Genomic DNA, 14469 nt, shown 5'->3' with positions numbered 1-14469 from the left:
GGGCGCGCGGCCGATGGCGTCTAATCGGCAGGGTCGGCCCGCGATGAGGAGGAGTGTGGGCAGCGATGCCAGTAAACTGGACGACGTGGAGCCATCGGACGAGGCCCTGTGCCGTCGGGTGGCCGAGCGGGACGAGGCCGCGTTCGACGCTCTGGTCGGCCGCTATCAGCAGCGCGCCTGGCGGCTGGCCTGGTCCATCTTGCGGGACGCCGAGGAGGCCAGGGACATCTCGCAGGAAGCCTTCGTGCGCCTCTACCAGACGGCCGAGACGTTCGCTGGCCGCGCTCGATTCTCCACGTGGTTCTATCGGATCCTGGTCAACCTGTGTCTGGATCACCGCCGGCGTCGCTGGTGGCAGATCATGGGCAGGAATCACCACGAGACCCAGGACACCGGGTCGACCGAATCCCTCATCGAGCGGCTGCCGGCCGACCACGGCGATCCGGCCGAGGCGGTGTCCCGGGAGCGGTTGGTGAGGCGGCTGTGGGCCGAGGTGGATCGGCTGGCGCCACAGCAGCGGGCCGCCGTGCTCCTGCAAGTGCAGGAGGAGCTGTCGACGAGCGAGATCGCGGCGGTGCTCCAGTGCTCGGAGGCGACGGTGCGCGTCCACCTCCACCGGGCGCTGGCCAGGCTGCGCAAGACGATGGGAAGGACCGAGCGATGAAGCATCCGACGACCGAGCTGATCGCCTATCTGACCGGAGGCCTGTCGCCCGAGGAGCGCGCCGGCCTGGAAACGCATCTGGCGGCCTGCGCCGACTGCCGGCGGGAGCGGGACGGCTTCGCCGCCGTCCTGGCCGACCTGCGCGGCTCGCTCCCGACCGTCCCCGAGCCGCGCTGGGGTCAATGGCGGGCCGAGTTGCGAGGGCGCCTGCCGGCCCGGCAGGGCCGCTGGCGCTGGCTGCGACCGTTTCCTCTGGCGGTGTCCGCGGCGCTGGCGGCCGCGGTGCTGATCGTGGTGTTGATCGGCAACGAGCAGCGAGCCTCGCGGCCCGAGCTCGCCGCCATGGAGGAAGTCGCCATCGGCGGCCGGCTGGAGCTGGTGCGCGAGTACCCGGTGCTCGAGCGGCTCGACCTCCTCGAGAATCTCGAGCTGATCGACGACCTCGACCGGCTGGTCGCCCGGAGCGACGGGTGAAGAGGCTCGCGATGACCGGCGCGCTCCTGCTGGCGCTGGTGGCGCCCGCCGGAGGCCAGGGCGGTCGGGTTGACACCCCGGACCAGCTCACACCGGAGGAGCACGCGATCGCGGAGCGGAATCCCGAACGGTGGCAGCGCATGTCTCCCGAAGAGCGCCGACGCGCCGTCGAAAACTACCGGCACTGGAAGTCCCTGAGCCCGGAGGAGCGCAAGGCAGCTCGCGAGCGGTTTCGCAAGCTGTCTCCCGAGGAGCGGGCCCGCCTGGTGCGCGATCTCCAGCGCTGGAACGAGCTGCCCGCGGCGCGGCAGCAGGAGCTGCAGAAGGCCTACGAGCGCTGGGAGCGCATGTCGCCCGAGCGGCGGGAGCGCATCCTCGGGCGCCTGCGGTCGTACGAGGCGATGACAGCGGAGGAGCGTGAGCATCTGCACCGCAACTGGGAGCGATGGCAGCAGATGACGCCCGAGGAGCGCCGGCAGGTGCGCCAGCGCTGGGAGCAGATGTCGCCCCAGGAGCGGGATCGGCTCCGGGGACGCCCGCCTAGGCCCTGAGACCGATGACGTTGTAGACCGGCACCGGCTTGAGGAACCCCTTCAGGGCGAGCTCGCCGACCGGCTCGCCCTGCACGATGTCCTCGACGGCGCCGATCACCCGATGCGAGACGAGGATCTGTCCGGGCCGGGCCTCGCCGCACAGCCGGGAGGCCAGATTGGTGACCGTCCCGATGGCTCCGTAGTCGAGCCGGCCTTCGAAGCCGATAGCGCCGATGGTGGCGTAGCCCTGGGCGATGCCGACGCCGAAGTCGAGATCGAACCCGCGCTTGCGCCACACGACGCTGAGGCCCGCTACCCGCTCGCGCATCGCCACCGCCATCCGCACCGCCCGTTCGGCGGGATTGGGCACGGGCATCGGGTCGTTGAAGAACACCATCATCCCGTCGCCGGCGAAGCGCTCGAGGGTCCCTTCGTGCTCGAGGATGAGCTTGCCCATCTCGGCGTGGTATTCGCGGATGACGCCCATGACCTCCTCCGGCTCGGCCGTCTCGGCGAAGGCGGTGAAGCCGCGGAGGTCCAGGAAGACCACGGTGACCTCGCGCCGGTGGCTCTTGAGGGGATCCTCGGTTCCTCCGGACACGATGATCTCGGCGAGCTGCGGGGAGACGAACCGCTTGAGTCGGCCCAGGCGCTCGAGCTGGGCGACCTGCTCGTTGACCCGGGACTCCAGCGTCCGGTTCAGCGTGTCGAGCTCGTCGTAGAGCTTCTTGATGCGGAGCAGCGAGCGCACCCGGGCCAGCAGCTCGGGCTGGTTGATGGGCTTGGTGAGGAAATCGTCGGCGCCGGCCTCCAGGCCTTTGACCCGTTCCTGCGCCGGATCAAGGGCCGTCACCATGACGACGGGCAGGATCGCCGTGGCCGGGTTCTCCCGGATCTTGCGGCACACGTCGTACCCGCTCATCTGGGGCATGACGACGTCGAGCAGGACCAGATCGGGGCACTCTTTCTCGATGAGCGCGAGCGCCTCGCTCCCCCCCGAGGCCGTCGTCACCGCGTAGCCGCGGGCGGTCAGCAGGTCGGCCAGCAGCTTGACGTTGTGGGGGGTGTCGTCGACGACGAGGATCTTCGCCAGTGTGGTCATGGCCGCTCCAGTAACTGACGGACGGCCTCGAGGAACTCCTTCACCCTGATGGGCTTGGTCTGATAGCCGTCGAACCCGGCCGCCATGATCTTCTGGCGGTCGTGGGTCATGGCCGAGGCGGTGACAGCCATCACGGGGATCCCCCGGGTCGCGGGATCTTCCCGGAGGCGGCCCAGCGCGGTGATGCCGTCCATCCCGGGCAGCTGGATGTCCATCAGGACGAGGGCCGGGCCCTGCTCGCGGGCCAGCCGGAGGCCCTCCTCCGCCGTCTCCGACTCGATGGTCTGATAGCCCTTGAATTGCAGCACATCGCGGACCAGGCGTCTATTGCGCTCGTTGTCCTCAACGATGAGGATCAGCTCACCGGCCATGTTCGCTCCGGAAGGGTGAAGGTGAAGGTCGATCCCTTGCCGATCTCGCTGGTGACCCAGATGCGTCCCCCGTGGAGCTCGACGAACTTCCGGGCCAGCGTCAGCCCCAGGCCCGTACCTTCCCGCTTGCGGGCCGTGTCGCTGCCCACCTGGCGAAACTCTTCGAAGACCGCCGCCTGGTCCTCGGCGGCGATCCCGATGCCGGCGTCGCTCACCGAGATCTCCACGGCCCCGTCGGCGGACGCCGTACGCACCGCCACCCAGCCTCCTTCGGGAGTGAACTTGATCGCGTTCGACAGCAGGTTGAGGAGCACCTGGCGCACCTTGCGCTCGTCGCCCACCACCGACCCCACCCCGCCGTCCACCCTCAGATCGAGCCGCAGGCCCCGGCGGGTGGCCCGCTCCCGGACCAGGGCCAGCGTGCTCTCCAGGGCGACCGGGAGGTCGAACCGGGTCAGGTCGAGCTCCATATGGCCCGCCTCGATCTTGGAAAGGTCGAGGATGTCATTGATCAGGGCGAGCAGATGGCGACCCGAGGAGACGATGTCGTCGATGTACTCGGCCTGCTTGTCGTTGAGGTCGCCGAACATCCGGTCCTGGAGCACTTCGGAGAAGCCGATGATAGCGTTGAGCGGCGTGCGCAGCTCGTGGGACATGCTGGCCAGGAACTCCGATTTGTGTCGGCTCGCCGTCTCCAGCTCCCGGTAGAGCCGGCCCAGCTCGTCGTTCATCCGGTTGAGGTTGGCGGCCAGCGCGCCCAGCTCGTCGCGGTTCGGCACGTCGACACGTTGGGCGAAGTCTCCGGAGGCGATCTCCCGGAGCCGTACGTCCATCCGCTGGACGGGGCCGACCACCGACCACGAGATCGCGTAGCCGAGGATGAGGGCCAGGGCGATGGCGCCCACGGCGAAGCCGATGACGACCCGGCGTGACGTGGCGTAGGCCTCGTGAGCGGCTTCGATGCTGGCCACCATGTCGGCCTCGGCCTTGTTCACCAGCTCGTTGGTCAGGCGCTCCAGGCGGTCGGCGAGCGGGGCGGCCCGGGCTACCTGCAGCTCGCGCCCCTCGGCGGCACGCCCTGTCCGAATCAGCTCGATCACCCGGGTCACGACCTGGATGAACTGCTCGTAGTCGCCCCGGACGCGCCCCAGAAGCTCTACCTCGTCTCGGGCCACGAACTGCAGGCGATCCAGGTCGTAGCCGAACTGGTTGAGCTGCCGCAGGGTAGCCTCCAGGATCCGCTCCTCGGGCACCAGCAGGGCGGAGGCGACGCTGTAGAGCTGCGCCGTCGTATCGTGCTGGAGCTGACGGTAGGCGGCGATCTTGCGCTGGAGCGCGACCAGGTTCTCGGCTCTCACATTGACCTCGCTCAGCGCCTCGAGGCCCACCGCGCCGACCGCGATCAGGAGGACCACGATGATCAGGAAGGCGGCGAGCAGCTTACCGTGGACGCTGAGGGGGACACCTGCCACCAGGCGGGGCAGCAGTTCCCACGGCGATGGCAGCGGCCGTCGAGGCGCCGTCGTCACGGCGCCGCTCACTCGTTGAGAAGGCTGCGCACGTCCCTCAGCATCTCGTCGGGATCGAACCGCACCCCCATATACTGGACACGGAGAATCCCACTCGGGTCGATCAGCGACGTGAGGAAGGTGTGGTCGACGTCCCCTCGCTCGCTCTTCCTGAAGTACACGCCGTAGCGTCGGGCGACCTCCCGGATCTCGGCCGGGTTGCCGGTGAGGAACGTCCATTGCCTGCCGAGGCCGTGGCGCCGGGCATACTCGTGGAGGATGTCGGGCGTGTCACGCTCGGGGTCGACGGTGACTCCCAGGAAGTGGACCCCGGCAGCACCCGCCCTCAGGCGCGGCGCCAGGGCGGCCAGCTTGGCCGTCAGCAGCGGACAGGTATCGACGCAACTCGCGTAGATGAAGGTCATCACCACGACATTGCCGCGCAGGTCGTCGAGGCGCAAGCGTCCGCCGTTCTGCGTCGTGAGCGTGAAGTCGGGCGCCGCGCCGATCCTGGGCAGTGGCTCAGGCGATTGCGGTTGGCCGAGCCCCGGCACCACCGTCATCGCCATCGAGGCCAGCGCCAAGAACACGCCGCACGCCAGCCGGTTCACGGCCGTCTCCTGGACCCGAAGAGGCCGGCCGCTGTGGAACGGCCGCCGATGTTCGTCGGCCGCTCGTCCATTCCTCAGCCCTTCAGCTCCCGCTTGAGCTCGTTGAAGAAGCGCAGATCCACCCCCCGCGCGAGGATCTCCTGGGGGGTGTCCTCGATGAACCCCGCCTCGTGCAGGCGAAGGGCGTAAAAACGCACGGTATCCGTCACGTCGTACTCGCGCCACCGCCCATAGGGAACCTCTCGAATCGCTTGCCCGGCGTACCCCTCCTGTTTCGTGTAGTTCTTACAGATGGAGTCGGGGATCACGATGAATCTCAGTCGGGTGGTCTCGGGCGCCGGCTCGCCGGCGCGCCCCGGTGCAGCGAGCAGGCCCATCAGGCCTGCGCCCGCCAGCCCGCTCGCGAACTGGCGTCTCGTGATCATCCCTTGAGCTCCTTCTTGAGGGCGTTCAGGAACCGCCAGTCCGTCCCCTGGGCGATGATCGTCTGGGGGCTCGACTTCACCATGCCGATTTCGTGGAGCCGAAGGGCGTAGAACCGCACCGCGTCTTCGGGGTTGTACGCTCGCCACCGGTTGTACGGTACTTCTTTCATTGTCTGCAATGCGTAGTCGTATTCCTTCGTGAATCCACGTTGGACGAGGCGTTGCGCCGCTCGATCCGGCTGTAGGGCGCAGACGTCGGTTGCCTTGAGGATCGCCCGGAGCGCTCGTCTCGTCGCCATCGGGTGGCTGCGCACGAACTCCGAACGAGCAGTCACCACACAGCAGAAGTACTGCGACCAGGGGCGGTCCAGAGCACTGTTGACGACGATACGCCCCACGTTCTTGGCTCGAAGCTCCTGCGGCACCGGTGGGAACGCCATCAGCGCGTCCACCCGGCCTTCGGCGAGGAGCCGCGCGGACTCGCTCGGATGGTGCGTGAACCAGTTGATGTCCTTGGCGGGGTCCAGGCCAACATAGGCGGCCATGCTGGCGAGAAAGACGTGGTGGGCGCCGCCCATGCTCAGCACCCCGACGGTCTTGCCCTTCAGGTCTGTGATGGCACGGACGCGTTCCGTCGCGATCAGTTCGAAGCACCCGGGATGAACGCCGGCCAGCATGACGATGGGGACGCCGGTGTCCACCTGGATGATAAAGGGAGCGACGAAGGCCATGCTTATGTCGACCGTACCCGCGGCGAAGTTCTGGTAGGTGGCCGGCCCCGGGACGTATTCGACGTCTGTGAATCCCTCGGCCCGCAGGAGCTCTTCGGCTACATACTGCGGAGCCACACAGATGCCCGGGATCGCGGCGAGCCGGACCCGGGGCGTCTCGGGCGGGGCCTCGGCGGCGGTCGGCCGGTAAGATACACCGATCAGACCGGCCCCGCTCATCACCGAAAGACCGCGCAGCACCTGGCGTCGTGTCATCATGCCTTCAACTCCCTGATGAGCTCGGCGTGGAGCGATTGCTCCCCCCGTTCTCACCGGCGTGGCTCCAGTGGCAGCGTGAAGGTGAACGTGGACCCGGCGCCAACCCGGCTCTTGACCCAGATGCGCCCGCCGTGCAGCTCGACGAACCTCCGGGCCAGGGCCAGGCCCAGTCCGGTGCCCTCGCGCTTGCGGCCGTAGTCGGCGCCGACCTGACGGAACTCTTCGAAGATCGCCTCCTGGTCCTCCGGGGCGATCCCGATGCCGGTGTCGGCGACCGCGATCTCGACGAGCCCGTCGGCCGGCGCCGCGCTGACGTCGATCCGCCCTCCTTCCGGAGTGAACTTGATGGCGTTGGACAGGAGGTTGAGCACGATCTGCTTGAACTTCCGCTCGTCGGCGACGATCCGGTCGATGCCGGCATCGACCCGGCAGGCCACCGTGATGCCGTGCCGGGCCGCCCGCTCCCGGACCAGCGTGAGCGCGTTGTCGAGCGCCGCGGGCAGGCTGAAGGCCGCCAGCTCCAGGTCCATCCGTCCGGCCTCGATCTTGGCCAGATCCAGGATGTCGTTGATCAGCGAGAGCAGGTGGCGGCCGGAGGCCACGATGTCGTGCAGATACTCCTCCTGCTTGGGATTCAGGTCGCCGAACATCCGCTCCAGCAGGACCTCGGAGAAACCGATCACGGCGTTGAGCGGGGTGCGCAGCTCGTGCGACATGGCGGCCAGGAAGTCGGACTTGTGCTGGTTGGCCACCTCGAGCTGCCGGCCCTTGTCCTCGACCTCCTGGAACAGCCGGGCGTTCTCGATGGCGATCTTCGACTGGCTGGCCAGGGCCGTGAGGAGCGTGACCACGCCATCGTCGAAGCGGCCCGGCGTCCGGCGAAAGAGCACGATTCCCCGGGTGATGCTGCCGCCGCTCATCGGCACGGCCACCAGGGCATGAAACCCTTCGCGCAGCGTCATCTCGCGGAAGAGCACGCCCTCGCTCGTCGCGATATCGGCCACCTGGACCGACTCCCCGGTCTCCGTCGCGCGTCCGATCATCCCCTTGCGGGGATCGATCGGCGTGACCTGAACGGCCTGGATATACGCCTCGCTGAGGTTATGGCTGGCCACGACCGTATAGACCTCGCGGGAGGCGTCGAACTCGATGATCCCGCACGCGTCGCAGCCGGAAAGGTTGACGGCGTGGCGCGCGACCGTGTCGAGCACGCGGCGGAGGTCGAGCGAGGCGCTCACGGCCTGGCTCACCTCGCTCAGCGCGCGGACTTCTTCCAGAGACTGGGCCAGGTCGCGGGTGCGCGCCTGTAGCTCCTGGAAGAGCCGCACGTTCTCGATGGCGATGACCGCCTGGTCGGCGAAGGTCTTGACCAGCGCGACCTGCTTGTCGGCGAAGGGCCGGACCTCGCGCCGCCGGATGACGAGAGTGCCGAGCGCCGATCCCTCGCGGACGAGCGGCACGACGAGCATCGTCCGCACCCCGGTGGCCCCGGCGAAGCGAACCGACTCGGGATAGTCTCGCTCCGTCTCCACGGCCAGATCGCGGATGTGGATCACCCGTTGCTCGAGCACGGCGCGCCCGGAAATCGTCCGCGGGTTGAGGGGGATCCCTTCCTCGCGGGTGGCCGCGGCGACGGGCATGTCGCCGTACGAGGCGACGAGCCGGAGCAGGGACCCCTCGACACGGAAGATGATCGCGGTGTTGGCTTCACACAAGCGCGCGGCGTTCTCGGCCACTGCGTCCATGATGGGTTGCAAATCGGACGGCGAGCTGCTGATCACGCGCAGGATCTCGGCGGTGGCCGTCTGCTGCTCCAGGGCCTCGCGCAGCTCTCCCGTGCGTTCCTCGACCTTGCGCTCCAGGCCGGCGTATGACTCCTGCAGCGTGGCCGCCATCCGGTTGAACTCGTCGGCCAGGGCCTCGATCTCGTCGCCCGTCCGCACCTCGATCCGATGGCCGAGGTCGCCCGCGCCGATCTGGGCCGCGCCGGCGCCGAGCGTCTGGATGGGGCGCACCATCCGGCGGGCCAGCACCAGGCTGGCGATGCCGGACAGCCCGACGCCGGCCAGGACCAGGAGCGCCGTACGGATGATGGAGGCCTGGATGGGCTGCAAGGCCTCCGACAGAGGCTGCTCGACGATGACGAGCCAGCCCAGCGGGGTGATCGCCGCGTGGGCAGCGAGCACCCGGCGTCCCTGGAGGTCGCGGGCGAGGATGGCCGGCTCGCTGGACGCGGGGTTGTCGGCGTGCGCCCGCGCCGCCTGGACCTGGGCCAGCCCCGACAGATCGCTCTTCTTGAGCACCAGGCTGATGTCGGGGTGAGCGATGAGCTGGCCCCGCCCATCGACGACGTACGCCTGGCCGGCCTTCCCGATCTTGATCTGGGAGATCACGTCCCAGATGAACTTGAGATTGACCTCGGCGACCGTCACCCCCACGGCCGTCGTGCTCCCCGACATGCTGACCGTCATGTAGGGTTCGGATTCCTTGCGGAAGTACACTGGGCTGAAGTACGTCTTCCCGCCGCTGGCCTCCCGAAACCGGGGATCGCCGGAGTAATCGGTCCTGCTGCCGACGATGTCCATGGCGAGCCGGGAAACCCGGATCTGCTCACGGCCCCGGGCATCGAGGTGGCTCAGTTCGGTGATCGCCGGCACCTGCCGCCACAGGCGGTAGTAGTCGATCCGCCGCTGCTCCAGGGCGGCGGCCCCGCCCACCAGGAGCGGGTGCGTGGTCCAGCCCAGCTGTCGCTCGATCTCCCGAACGAACTGCTCGATGCGGGTCGCCGCAGCCAGCGCCTTTTCCCGCTGGACGGCGGCCAGCGCCGCCTTGGCTTCCTGGTACGAGAAGTAGATCTCCAGCGCGCCGCTGAGGAGCAGCACCCCGCTCACCACCGCGGCGAACAGGACGATGTACTTCCGGAACAGGCGGCCGCGCGGCCTCACCACGCGCAATGCCTCGTCAGGCGAGCCGTCGGTACAGCACGTGACGGCGGTTACGCGTGTAGGGCCGGACCTGGGCCGGCCAGCGGCCCTGGTCGACCGCCTTGGCCCAGGCCTCGCTCGTCAGCACGTCGGGCCCGGCGACCTCGTAGAGGGCCGTGTACCGCGGCTCGGCATCGATGGCGATGGTCTTGCGCTCACCTCCGATGATCATCGTCACCGGCTCGGCCCGGAAGCGGGCGACGGACAGGACGCCGGGCACCTCGAGCAGGAGCGGGACGTGCTCCCGGTCGTAGACCTCGTTGAACAGCGCCTCCCGGGCAGGGTCGACGTCCATGGCGGCCGAAAAGAGATACGGAGTCTGGATCGGCATCGTCGTCTCCTGTGCCGGCCTCAGGCCAGCTCGGGGCGGCAGACCGCCCGGAAATTGCACCAGCGGCAGATGCGCAGGTCTTCGGTCCGCTCGAAGTCGGTGATCACGGCGACATTGGCGGCGGCATCGGCGAGATACGCCTTCATCGATCGGATCGACAGGCGCAGCTGCTCCTTGATGTCTTCGAGCCGTCCCTCGTCCCAGCGATGGGACGTCACTCTCGGCTCGCGCAGGTTCACCTCGTAGAGATCGACCTGGGCGGCCGGCACACCGAGCAGTTCCCGGGCGTACAGCGCGTAGCAGCCCAGCTGGAAGGCGGCGCCGGCGCCATTGCTGCCGCCGGTCTTCCAGTCGACGAGTCCCAGCCGTCCCTCGGGAGTCCAGAAGCCGAAGTCCGGGGCGACCCAGACCGCCGTGCCCTCGAAGTCGAAGACCTTCGACCAGTGCTCGATCGACCAGTGCTCGGGGGACGTGCGGCGGATATCGGCCAGCAGGGGGAGCCGGAAGAAGTTCCTCAGGCAGGTGGCGACGTTCTGGCTCAGCGCCTGCCAGGCCTCCCGGCTCAGCTCCAGGTGGTACTCGTGCTCGAAGAGCCCCACCGTCTTGGGGGCCTCGCGGTAGCGGCCTGACCGCGAGGACCGCCAGTCCGCCCGCATCCGTTCGATGACATCGGCGACGAAGGGCTCGACGGGAATGGCGCGACCGTCGCCCAGGCCGTGCAACGCCAGCTCGATGGCGTCGTGAACCGCCCGCCCGGCCCACTGCTGCCGTGACATGAGCTGCTTGAGGACATAGAGCCGGCGAACCTCCTCGGAAGCCCCCGGCTCCCAGCCTCCCCAGGCGCCGTAGTAATGGTAGTAGTACTTCCGCCGGCATTCCTGGAACGCACCGTCGCGGCTGCGCGACCACGAGAACTCGTTGGTCAGCTCGCCCGACCTCACCACGCCGAGGGCATTCTACCCGGGTTGCGCCTCTGCTCGCGACCTGCTAGCGTGACGCCATGGCGGCCGCGTCCTTCGTCGTGAGTTGCCCGTGCTGCGGGGGTCGGCTCACGATCGATCCCGAGCTCAAGGCCGTCATCGCGCACGAGGAGCCGCCGCGCAAGCGAGCCCTGGCCGACCTGGACACGGCACTCGGTGCCCTGGACGCGCGCGCGGCCCAGCGGGAGGAGCGCTTCCGGCAGCAGATGGAGGCGGAAGCCCAGAAGTCCAAGGTGCTCGACCGCAAGTTCCAGGAAAGCCTCAAGAAGGCCAAGGACGACCCCGCCCCCCCGCGGAGACCCTTCGACCACGACTAGCATGTCCGACGACCTGCTCCGCGGCCTTCTGCGGCAGGTCAGCCGGAGCTTCTATCTCTCGCTTGCCATTCTTCCCGCGGCGCTGCGCGAGCCGATCGGTCTCGCGTACCTCCTGGCCCGGGCCGCCGACAGCGTGGCCGACACCCGGTTGATTCCCTGCGAGGACCGTCTCGAACACCTGGAGCACCTGCGCCGGGCGTACGCGGGAGAGGCCACCGAGGTCGCCGCGGTCAGCCGGGCCTGCGCCCCGCACAGGCCCTACGGGGCCGAGCGACTGTTGCTCGAGCGCGTCGAGGAAGCCGTCGCTCGGCTGCAGCGGCTCCCGCCCGCGGACCGCGAGCAGGTCCGCGGCGTGCTGGCGACCCTGACCAGTGGCATGGTCTTCGACCTGACGCGCTTTCCCGGGGAGGACGCCGGCGCGGTGGCGGCGCTGGAAACCATGGAAGAGCTCGACCGCTACACCTACCTGATCGCCGGGTGCGTGGGCCCGTTCTGGACGGCGCTTCACGCCGCCCATCGCCCCCGCCTGCGCCACTGGGATCTGGCGGCGATGCAGGCGCAGGCCGTCCGCTTCGGCAAGGCCCTGCAGCTCACCAACATCCTCCGTGATGTCCCCGCCGACCTGCGCAGCGGCCGCTGTTACCTGCCGGCCTGCGAGCTGAAATCCCTGGGGCTCGCTCCCCGTGATCTGCTCGATCCCGAGGCGACACGCCGCGCCCGTCCGCTGGTGCGCCGGCTGCTGGGCCTGGCGCTGTCGCATTACGAGGCCGCCTGGCAATACACGCTGGCCGTCCCCCGCCTGGAGTGGCGGATGCGCCTGGCGTGCGCCTGGCCGCTGCTGATCGGGCTGGGAACCCTTCGCGAGCTGGCCGCCCATGCCGATCCGGTGGGGGCGACGGCCCCGATCAAGATCGGCCGGGGCGAGGTGCGGGCGTTGCTGATGCGCTCGCTGATCGCCGTGTGGTCGAACGTGACGCTGGGCGCCGAGGCCATGCGCGCACGCCGACGCGTCGCCCTGTGATGCCGCGGACTGAAATTACTTGCGTCGGTCGGGCGCGATGTGCAGGGTAAACAGCGAAGGTCAACCTCGAGACCGGGAGGCCATGATGGAGCGACCCTACGGCGACACCCAGCCCTGGATGCCCAGCACGCCCATGCCGCCTCCACCGATGCCCAGCGCGCCCGAGCCGGCGAGGCCGAAGGCGGCGACCCGGCCGAAGCGCAAGGCCAAGGCGAAGCCCAAGGCCAAGGCAAAAGCCAAGCCTCGGGCCAAGGCCAAGGGCCGGGCCAAGGCAACGAAGAGGCGGACCAAGGCGAAGCGTCGGCGTTAGTCGCGGACCGTCAACTCCAGGAGTGTTGCGGGGTCGACCCGGGCAGCCCCCACCTGCACTCCGAAGTGCAGGTGGGGGCCAGTGGCGCGACCAGTGGCGCCGACTTTCCCGATAGATTGCCCCCGGCCCACACGCTCCCCCTCCAGAACCATGATCTCGTGCAGGTGGAAGTAAAGGGTGTAGAGACCCAGGCCGTGGTCGAGGACGACGAGCCGGCCCGGGAAGAAGAAGTCGGCGACGAGCGCCACCTTGCCCTCATTGACGGCGACCACCGGGGTACCCTGGGGAGCCGAATAATCCGCCCCACCGTGAGGGGCGCGTGGCCGCCCGTTGATGACCCGGCGGGCTCCGAACCCGGTCCCGGGCGCGCTGCCGCCGATCGGGTGGGCGAAAGCGCCCCGCCAGAGGCGCTCAGGGCTCACTGTCCGATAAATCGTCCGCAACCGCTGGCCCTCGGCCACCGCGCGCTGCTCTGTCGCAGGATCGAGATCCACCATGCGGGACGGCAGCGTCAGCCGCTGGACAGGAAAATCGCGGCGCTGAAGGCGGATCTGGCCCCGGGCGACCCGCGGCGGCTGTCCGGGGACGACGACGGCCAGCCGCCAGGCGTGCGGGCCCGGCTTGGCCTCCACGTCGAACCCCACCACGGCCGCCTGGCCATCCGCGTAGGGAAAGAAGTGCAGGGGGCGCCCCTGTACAGAGCCTTCCACGGTCGCGCCCGGATCCACGTTCGGTACGGTCAGCCAGGCGATGTCCCCGGGCCTGGGACGAGCCGGCTGCCAGCGGACAGCGAGGTCGTGTGCCGAGCCGGCGGTGGGGACGACGCCGGAGAGGGCCAGTGCGAGGACGCCCGCCCAGGCGGCGAAGCGGGCCCGGCTTACTCCGGACGCTGGCGGCGCAGGAACTGCTCGATCTCCTCGACCAGCTGGGAGGCGGGGGGCAGCTCGGTCATCGGCTCGGCCTCGGGCTCCGTCTCCTCTTCGCGCGACTCGAGCCGCGAGACATAGCTGGCCACTTTGGAGTTCTGGGCGACGATCTCGGCCAGGTTCTGGTCGAACTGCCGGCCCGCCTCCTCGAGCTCGCCTAGATCCGCGGCGGCACCCAGCAAGGCGAGGACCCGACGAACCAGGGCCAGGGTGGCCTTGGGGTTCTCGATCCCCGAGATGTAGTGCGGCACGTTGGCCCACAGGGTCGCCGTGCGGATGCCGCGGTCACGACAGACCGTGTTCAGAACCCCCACGATGCCGGTCGGGCCCTCGTACTTCGTGGGGCGGATGCCCAGCAAGGTCGCCAGCTCGGGGTCGGAGGCCCCCCCGACCAGTCGGACGGGCCTGGTGTGGGCCACCTCGGCCAGGAGCGCACCCAGGGTTAGCACGAGCCTGACCTCGCACACGCGGGCCAGGCTGAGGACCGCCTCGCAGTAGGTCTTCCAGCGCAGGTGAGGCTCGGGGGCGACGCCGACGATGATGTCGCGCGGCAGGTCCTCGGACTGGGCGATGGAGAACTCGGTGGCCGGCCAGATCACCTCGCGCTCGGTCGTAGAGCCCGCCTTGAAGCGCACGTGGGGGCGGTTGAGCCCGAAATGGTAGAAATCCTCGGGATCGATTTCCGCGAGCTTCCAGGCGCCCAGGGACGTCGCTAGAAAGCGCGCCGCCGTCGTCGCCGACTCGGCAGCGTCGTTCCAACCGGTGTAGGCCAGGATCATGATGGGCCGGCGAAACCGCTCCGGCATCGCATGGATCTTCAGCGGGTCCATGGCAGGCTCCTCCGAAGTAGTGCGAGTCTAACATGTCCACCCGCGGTTGACCCGCCAGGGAGGCGACGGTAGCATTGTCCCGGCTACCGCCGGC

Annotated in this window: 17 protein-coding genes; 5 read left to right on the top strand and 12 right to left on the bottom strand. The window is 69.1% G+C overall.

What is annotated here, in order from left to right; genetic code table 11:
* Positions 1-43: 43 nt before the first annotated feature.
* From VFR64_22565 to VFR64_22555, 3 genes are read left to right on the top strand one after another with little or no spacing between them, the layout of a single operon-like run.
* Entirely contained in the window at positions 44-664 is a 621-nt protein-coding gene (locus tag VFR64_22565; protein ID HET9492517.1) for an RNA polymerase sigma factor, read from the top strand.
* The gene (locus VFR64_22560) at positions 661-1137 is read left to right on the top strand and encodes a zf-HC2 domain-containing protein (GenBank protein ID HET9492516.1); all 477 of its coding nucleotides are present in this window, start codon (positions 661-663) and stop codon (positions 1135-1137) included. The genes VFR64_22565 and VFR64_22560 overlap by 4 nt, the downstream gene beginning before the upstream one ends.
* Entirely contained in the window at positions 1134-1688 is a 555-nt protein-coding gene (locus tag VFR64_22555; GenBank protein HET9492515.1) for a DUF3106 domain-containing protein, read from the top strand. Before VFR64_22560 ends, VFR64_22555 begins: the two co-directional genes overlap by 4 nt.
* Here the strand turns inward: VFR64_22555 and VFR64_22550 are convergent.
* The 9 genes from VFR64_22550 to VFR64_22510 all read right to left on the bottom strand — a co-directional run bounded on the left by VFR64_22550 (position 1678) and on the right by VFR64_22510 (position 10935).
* Positions 1678-2772 carry a response regulator gene (locus VFR64_22550; GenBank protein ID HET9492514.1) on the bottom strand — a complete coding sequence of 365 codons (1095 nt, stop codon included), beginning with the start codon at positions 2770-2772 and terminating at the stop codon, positions 1678-1680. The two genes, VFR64_22555 and VFR64_22550, sit on opposite strands and share 11 nt — an antisense overlap.
* Positions 2769-3143, bottom strand: coding sequence for a response regulator (locus tag VFR64_22545; GenBank protein ID HET9492513.1), 375 nt, complete (start codon positions 3141-3143; stop codon positions 2769-2771). The genes VFR64_22550 and VFR64_22545 overlap by 4 nt, the downstream gene beginning before the upstream one ends.
* On the bottom strand, positions 3128-4672 hold the full coding sequence (locus VFR64_22540) for an ATP-binding protein (GenBank protein HET9492512.1): 1545 nt from the start codon (positions 4670-4672) through the stop codon (positions 3128-3130). Before VFR64_22540 ends, VFR64_22545 begins: the two co-directional genes overlap by 16 nt.
* A gap of 8 nt (positions 4673-4680) precedes the next feature.
* Positions 4681-5262: an SCO family protein gene (locus VFR64_22535; GenBank protein HET9492511.1), complete on the bottom strand. Its 582-nt coding sequence runs from the start codon at positions 5260-5262 to the stop codon at positions 4681-4683.
* Positions 5263-5336: 74 nt separating this feature from the next.
* The gene (locus VFR64_22530) at positions 5337-5687 is read right to left on the bottom strand and encodes a hypothetical protein (GenBank protein ID HET9492510.1); all 351 of its coding nucleotides are present in this window, start codon (positions 5685-5687) and stop codon (positions 5337-5339) included.
* Positions 5684-6676 carry an ABC transporter substrate-binding protein gene (locus VFR64_22525; GenBank protein HET9492509.1) on the bottom strand — a complete coding sequence of 331 codons (993 nt, stop codon included), beginning with the start codon at positions 6674-6676 and terminating at the stop codon, positions 5684-5686. Before VFR64_22525 ends, VFR64_22530 begins: the two co-directional genes overlap by 4 nt.
* Positions 6677-6726: 50 nt before the next feature.
* Positions 6727-9624, bottom strand: coding sequence for an ATP-binding protein (locus tag VFR64_22520; GenBank protein ID HET9492508.1), 2898 nt, complete (start codon positions 9622-9624; stop codon positions 6727-6729).
* A gap of 13 nt (positions 9625-9637) precedes the next feature.
* Complete coding sequence (locus VFR64_22515) at positions 9638-9991, bottom strand: hypothetical protein (protein ID HET9492507.1); 354 nt, start codon at positions 9989-9991, stop codon at positions 9638-9640.
* A 20-nt stretch (positions 9992-10011) separates the two neighbouring features.
* Positions 10012-10935 (bottom strand): PD-(D/E)XK nuclease family protein, encoded by a 924-nt coding sequence (locus VFR64_22510; protein ID HET9492506.1) that lies wholly within the window; start codon positions 10933-10935, stop codon positions 10012-10014.
* Positions 10936-10991: 56 nt separating this feature from the next.
* Between VFR64_22510 and VFR64_22505 the strand changes: the two genes are divergently transcribed.
* Together VFR64_22505 and VFR64_22500 are read left to right on the top strand one after the other, a co-directional pair.
* Positions 10992-11288 (top strand): hypothetical protein, encoded by a 297-nt coding sequence (locus VFR64_22505; protein ID HET9492505.1) that lies wholly within the window; start codon positions 10992-10994, stop codon positions 11286-11288.
* A 1-nt stretch (position 11289) separates the two neighbouring features.
* Positions 11290-12309, top strand: coding sequence for a phytoene/squalene synthase family protein (locus VFR64_22500; protein HET9492504.1), 1020 nt, complete (start codon positions 11290-11292; stop codon positions 12307-12309).
* Positions 12310-12405: 96 nt separating this feature from the next.
* Here the strand turns inward: VFR64_22500 and VFR64_22495 are convergent, their stop codons facing one another.
* The 3 genes from VFR64_22495 to VFR64_22485 form a co-directional block, all read right to left on the bottom strand.
* Positions 12406-12537 (bottom strand): hypothetical protein, encoded by a 132-nt coding sequence (locus VFR64_22495; protein ID HET9492503.1) that lies wholly within the window; start codon positions 12535-12537, stop codon positions 12406-12408.
* A 78-nt stretch (positions 12538-12615) separates the two neighbouring features.
* Positions 12616-13347: a M23 family metallopeptidase gene (locus VFR64_22490; protein ID HET9492502.1), complete on the bottom strand. Its 732-nt coding sequence runs from the start codon at positions 13345-13347 to the stop codon at positions 12616-12618.
* Positions 13348-13496: 149 nt separating this feature from the next.
* Positions 13497-14375, bottom strand: a complete 879-nt coding sequence (locus VFR64_22485) for a PAC2 family protein (protein ID HET9492501.1) — start codon at positions 14373-14375, stop codon at positions 13497-13499.
* Positions 14376-14469 lie beyond the last annotated feature (94 nt).

Source organism: Candidatus Methylomirabilota bacterium (genome assembly GCA_035709005.1).
Classification (GTDB): Bacteria; Methylomirabilota; Methylomirabilia; order Rokubacteriales; family CSP1-6; genus 40CM-4-69-5.
The sequence above is the reverse complement of the archived record's forward strand: the minus strand, read 5'-3'. Positions and strand labels throughout refer to the sequence as shown.

What these genes read in the sequence shown, in the direction of transcription:
- VFR64_22565 (HET9492517.1), top strand. Translation starts at nt 44, where the DNA reads ATGAGGAGGAGTGTGGGCAGCGATGCCAGTAAACTGGACGACGTGGAG.
- VFR64_22560 (HET9492516.1), top strand. Translation starts at nt 661, where the DNA reads ATGAAGCATCCGACGACCGAGCTGATCGCCTATCTGACCGGAGGCCTG.
- VFR64_22550 (HET9492514.1), bottom strand. Translation starts at nt 2,772, where the DNA reads ATGACCACACTGGCGAAGATCCTCGTCGTCGACGACACCCCCCACAAC.
- VFR64_22545 (HET9492513.1), bottom strand. Translation starts at nt 3,143, where the DNA reads ATGGCCGGTGAGCTGATCCTCATCGTTGAGGACAACGAGCGCAATAGA.
- VFR64_22530 (HET9492510.1), bottom strand. Translation starts at nt 5,687, where the DNA reads ATGATCACGAGACGCCAGTTCGCGAGCGGGCTGGCGGGCGCAGGCCTG.
- VFR64_22525 (HET9492509.1), bottom strand. Translation starts at nt 6,676, where the DNA reads ATGATGACACGACGCCAGGTGCTGCGCGGTCTTTCGGTGATGAGCGGG.
- VFR64_22515 (HET9492507.1), bottom strand. Translation starts at nt 9,991, where the DNA reads ATGCCGATCCAGACTCCGTATCTCTTTTCGGCCGCCATGGACGTCGAC.
- VFR64_22505 (HET9492505.1), top strand. Translation starts at nt 10,992, where the DNA reads ATGGCGGCCGCGTCCTTCGTCGTGAGTTGCCCGTGCTGCGGGGGTCGG.
- VFR64_22500 (HET9492504.1), top strand. Translation starts at nt 11,290, where the DNA reads ATGTCCGACGACCTGCTCCGCGGCCTTCTGCGGCAGGTCAGCCGGAGC.
- VFR64_22485 (HET9492501.1), bottom strand. Translation starts at nt 14,375, where the DNA reads ATGGACCCGCTGAAGATCCATGCGATGCCGGAGCGGTTTCGCCGGCCC.